Source organism: Kitasatospora sp. NPDC091257 (assembly GCF_044757675.1).
GTDB classification, from domain to species: domain Bacteria; phylum Actinomycetota; class Actinomycetes; order Streptomycetales; family Streptomycetaceae; genus Kitasatospora; species Kitasatospora lactacystinica.
This window is the reverse complement of sequence record NZ_JBIVVI010000898.1, coordinates 1-3844: the sequence shown is the minus strand read 5'-3', so window position 1 is coordinate 3844 and position 3844 is coordinate 1. Positions and strand designations below refer to the sequence as shown.

Below are 3844 nucleotides of genomic sequence, written 5' to 3'. Positions count from 1 at the left end.
GGCCGGGGCACTCTCGCGCACCGTCCGGAGGATGCCCGGCAGCGCGGCCAGGAAGGCGTCCGCCTCCTGCTCGGTCAGCACCAGCGGCGGGGCCATCCGCCGGCGCGTACGCTGCCGGCCTGACGGCGTTCCAGGTCCTCGCACACGTCGTAGAGATAGACGTTCACGGTGTTCGCCGCCGCATGGGCGCTCCAGGCGCGGGTGGGCACCGCGAAGTCGACGCGCACGCCCGGCAGCCGGTCGGTGATGACCTTCTCCAACGCCAGATCCACGAGGTTGAACACCGAGTTCCCTTCGTCCCGGGGGCCGGGCGGCGCAGTCCGGCCGATCCGCAGCACCTGCAGTGTCCGGCCTGGGCGGCGGACACGCCCGGCAGGAGGTGGGGGAGTCCGCCCAACCGGCCCAGCGGGAACGGCAGCCAGGCCGGCAGGGCCCGGCCGGCCGCCGGCTCAGGTGTCGATGCCCTCCCAGCCGCGGCGCGGCGCGCGCTCGGCCGGCTGCCCGGCGGGGCGGCTGCGGTAGACCAGGTACGGGCGGAACAGGTAGAACCACGGCGCGCTGAACATGTGCACCAGCCGGGTGTACGGCACCACGGCGATCACCAGCATGCCGAGCACGGCGTGGGCCTGGCAGGTGGTGGGGACGCCGGCCCACAGGCCGGTGTCGGGCCGCAGGGTGAACAGGCTGCGGGCCCAGGGGGCGATGGTGGAGCGGTAGTCGTAGCCCCCGCTCGGGCCGGAGTTGGTGAGTTTGCTGTACAGGCCGAGGCACATCTCGCCGAAGAGCAGCAGGTCGAGCTTGCCCTCCGGGGCCTCGTCGCGCCAGCGCACGTCGCGCGGACGGACCGACTCGGGGGCCTCGGCGGCGCGCAGACCGGAGTGGGTGCCGAGCAGGTGCCGGGAGAAGTACTCGGCGCCCTTCGCGGAGGGACCGAACAGGTTGGAGCGCCACAGGGTGAGTACCCGCGGCCAGTTCCCGGGGGCGTCCGGGTCCTCGCCGGCGAACCGCAGCGTCCCGGCCCCGAGCTCCGCCACGGTGGAGGCCACCGGGTCCTCGGCGTCCCCGAGGTCCAGCGGGTTGCGGTCGAAGGTCGGGTAAGGAGGGCATCCAGCCGGTGCGGGCGTCGGCGGCGGTCATCCCCCGGAAGGCCCCGGAGCCCAGCGGGGAGGCGAGCACCTCGGCGCGGAAGTGGTCGTAGCGCCACTGGTCGGTGTGGAGGAAGAACCACCCGGTGCCGATGGCCTGCCGCGCGGGGCGGGCCCAGTCGGCGGCCCCGGCCAGCGTCGCCCAGCCGGTGGACGGGCGGCACTTCTCCTGCCCGACGTAGTGCGCCCAGCCGCCGTCGTCGCCGCCCTGACCGCCGCGACGGCGACGCGGGTGGACTGGCTGCGCCCACTCGGCCGGGTGCTGCTGTGGATCTCGGCGGGCGCCCGGCTGCTGACGGCGGCCGGCTTCCTCGCCGCCGCGTCGCGGTGGCCCCGGGTGTGCCGCGCCCTGTGGCGCGTCCGCTGACGTTCACCCGGATTTCGCCGGGAGGACGGCACGCGCCCTTCCCGCGCCTGAGGTTCCGTCATATCGTCGTCCCCCGTCGACGGCGCCGGTGCGCCCGGTCACGGCCCGAGCCACCTCACCACAGCGGGGACGATCATGAAGAGTCTTGCGGCGCGTCTGCTCGCCCTGGCCGCGGCCCTGCCGGTGCTCGCCGTCCTGGCGGCGGGCCCCGGGGTCGCGGCGCCGGACGGCGGACCCGAGGCCCGACCGGCCGCGTCCTGGACCGGACCGCTGAGCACCCGCGGGCGCTACGTGGTGGACGCCAACGGTGAGCGCTTCAAGCTGAAGTCCGCCAACTGGGCCGGTGCGCAGGGCACCTGGCAGGGCAGCGGGAGCGCCGACGATCCGGCGAACAACCAGGCCGGGCAGGTGTCGCACAACATCCCGCTGGGCCTGGACCGGGTGCCGGTGGCCCGGCTGCTGGCCGACTTCCACGGGCTCGGCGTCAACAGCATCCGGCTGCCGTTCGCCAACGCGATGATCCACGACACCGTCCCCGTCCCGGACTCCGCCGTCGCCGCCAACCCCCAGCTGCGCGGCCGGACCCCGCTCCAGGTCTTCGACGCCGTGGTGGCCGCGCTCACCGCCGACGGCTTCGCGGTGATCCTCAACAACCACACCACGAGCTACCGCTTCTGCTGCGGCCTGGACGGCAACGAGCGCTGGAACAGCGGCCAGTCGACCGCGCAGTGGGAGGACGACTGGCTGTTCATGGTGAACCGCTACAAGGCCGACAAGCGGGTGGTCGGCGCCGACCTGCGCAACGAGGTCCGCCGGGACGTCTGGGACGACCCCAACTGGGGCCTCGGCGACGCCCACGACGAGTACGCCGCCTTCGAGGAGGCGGGCAACCGCATCCTCCAGGCCGACCCGGACCTGCTGGTCGTCATGGAGGGCATCAACTGGTACGGCGTCCCCGCCGCGGGGTTCAGCCACGGCCGCCCGATGCTCACCCCGGTGCGCAACCTCTCCAACACCCTGATCGACTCCGGCAAGCTGGTCTACTCCGCGCACTTCTACGCCTACACCGGCCCGGCCAACACCGGTGCGGGCAGCGGCCCGGGATCCACCGCCGACCCGCGCTACCAGGACTTCACCCCGGAGCAGCTCGCCCGGGTGGTGGACGACGAGGCGCTGTTCGTCACCGGGGCCGGGCAGCACTTCACCGCCCCGGTGTGGATCAGCGAGTTCGGCGCGGGCGGCCGGGGCTCGACCGACGCCAAGGAGCAGGCCTGGCTGCACGCGTTCACCGACATCCTGGTCCGCGAGGACGCCGACTTCGCCTTCTGGCCGCTGGTCGGCTGGGCCGACACCGCCGGCCGCCCGCTGGACACCTGGGCGCTGCTCTCCTACGGCCCCGACGGCAGGCGCACCGGCCTCACCGACCCCGGCGACTGGCGGGCCGCCGACTGGACGAGGCTGATCGACGCCCCGGCGGCGAGCGGCCCGGTGCCTGCGGTGACCCACTGGAACCTGCTCGCCCTCGACCACGGCGACCAGGACCTCTCCCGGCGGATGCTCGCCCGCGCGGACTGGAGCCCGGGCAATCGCAAGGGCAACTGCCCGGACGGCCAGCGGCTGACCGCCCTCGCTCGCGGCGACAGCCGGGCGCTGTGCACCGACGCGGGCGAACCGGCCGCCGGCAGCGGCGACTGGACCACCGTCACCGACGAGCGCTACGTCACCGGGGGCGACTGGGCGTCCGGCTACGACAAGCTCCAGTGCCCCGACCGCACCTTCGCGGTCGGCTACGGCGTGCACGGCAACGGCATGGCCGCCCTGCTGTGCGCACCCGGGGCCGCCCCGCTGCCGCTGAACGGCCGCACCCTCTGGTTCGACCGGGGCGACAACCGGCCCGCCACGGGCGGCTCGGTGGCGAGCGACTGGGCGCCGGGCCGCTACAAGGGCCAGTGCGCGGACGGCGAGTACCTGGCCGGTGTCGCCTCCACCTGGCAGCGCCTCCAGTACGGGGCCCCGGCCGCCCTGCTCTGCCGCCCGCTCGCCTGATCCGGAGCCGGCCCGGGGCGGTTCCGCGGCGTCACGCGGACCCGCCGGGGTAGCCCGGAGCGGCGCGCCCCGGGCGGGGCACGGCCGGGCGAGGGCGCGGGGCCCGTCGGCGCCCCGTGGTCCGGTCGGCGGGCGGTACGACGATGACGAACGATCAGAAGGCCTCCCGGGACGGCATTCCCGCAGGCTGTCATGTCCGACATCACCAAGTCCCGTGTCGAGAGCCTCGACCTTCAGGACCTCGACCTCAGCGAGCTGACCGTCACCTCGCTGCGCGACACCGTCG

The 3844-nt window shown here is 74.7% G+C and carries 4 protein-coding genes and 1 pseudogene; 2 read left to right on the top strand and 3 right to left on the bottom strand.

Annotation, left to right across the window (positions count from 1 at the left end):
• Positions 1–74: 74 nt before the first annotated feature.
• The 3 genes and pseudogenes from ACIQOV_RS31640 to ACIQOV_RS31630 form a co-directional block, all read right to left on the bottom strand.
• On the bottom strand, positions 75–284 hold the full coding sequence (locus tag ACIQOV_RS31640) for a Pvc16 family protein (protein WP_401054109.1): 210 nt from the start codon (positions 282–284) through the stop codon (positions 75–77).
• Between the two features lie 165 nt (positions 285–449).
• A complete protein-coding gene (locus ACIQOV_RS31635) occupies positions 450–773 on the bottom strand; it encodes a respiratory nitrate reductase subunit gamma (protein WP_401054110.1) in 324 nt (107 codons plus the stop codon).
• Between the two features lie 9 nt (positions 774–782).
• A pseudogene (locus ACIQOV_RS31630) lies at positions 783–1362 on the bottom strand (nitrate reductase subunit alpha); the annotation flags it as partial.
• Between ACIQOV_RS31630 and ACIQOV_RS31625 the strand changes: the two are divergent.
• Positions 1327–1512 carry a hypothetical protein gene (locus tag ACIQOV_RS31625; RefSeq protein ID WP_401054107.1) on the top strand — a complete coding sequence of 62 codons (186 nt, stop codon included), beginning with the start codon at positions 1327–1329 and terminating at the stop codon, positions 1510–1512. The pseudogene ACIQOV_RS31630 and the gene ACIQOV_RS31625 overlap by 36 nt on opposite strands.
• 135 nt (positions 1513–1647) lie before the next feature.
• The gene (locus ACIQOV_RS31620; protein ID WP_401054106.1) at positions 1648–3558 is read left to right on the top strand and encodes a glycoside hydrolase family 5 protein; all 1911 of its coding nucleotides are present in this window, start codon (positions 1648–1650) and stop codon (positions 3556–3558) included.
• The last annotated feature ends 286 nt before the right edge of the window (positions 3559–3844 follow it).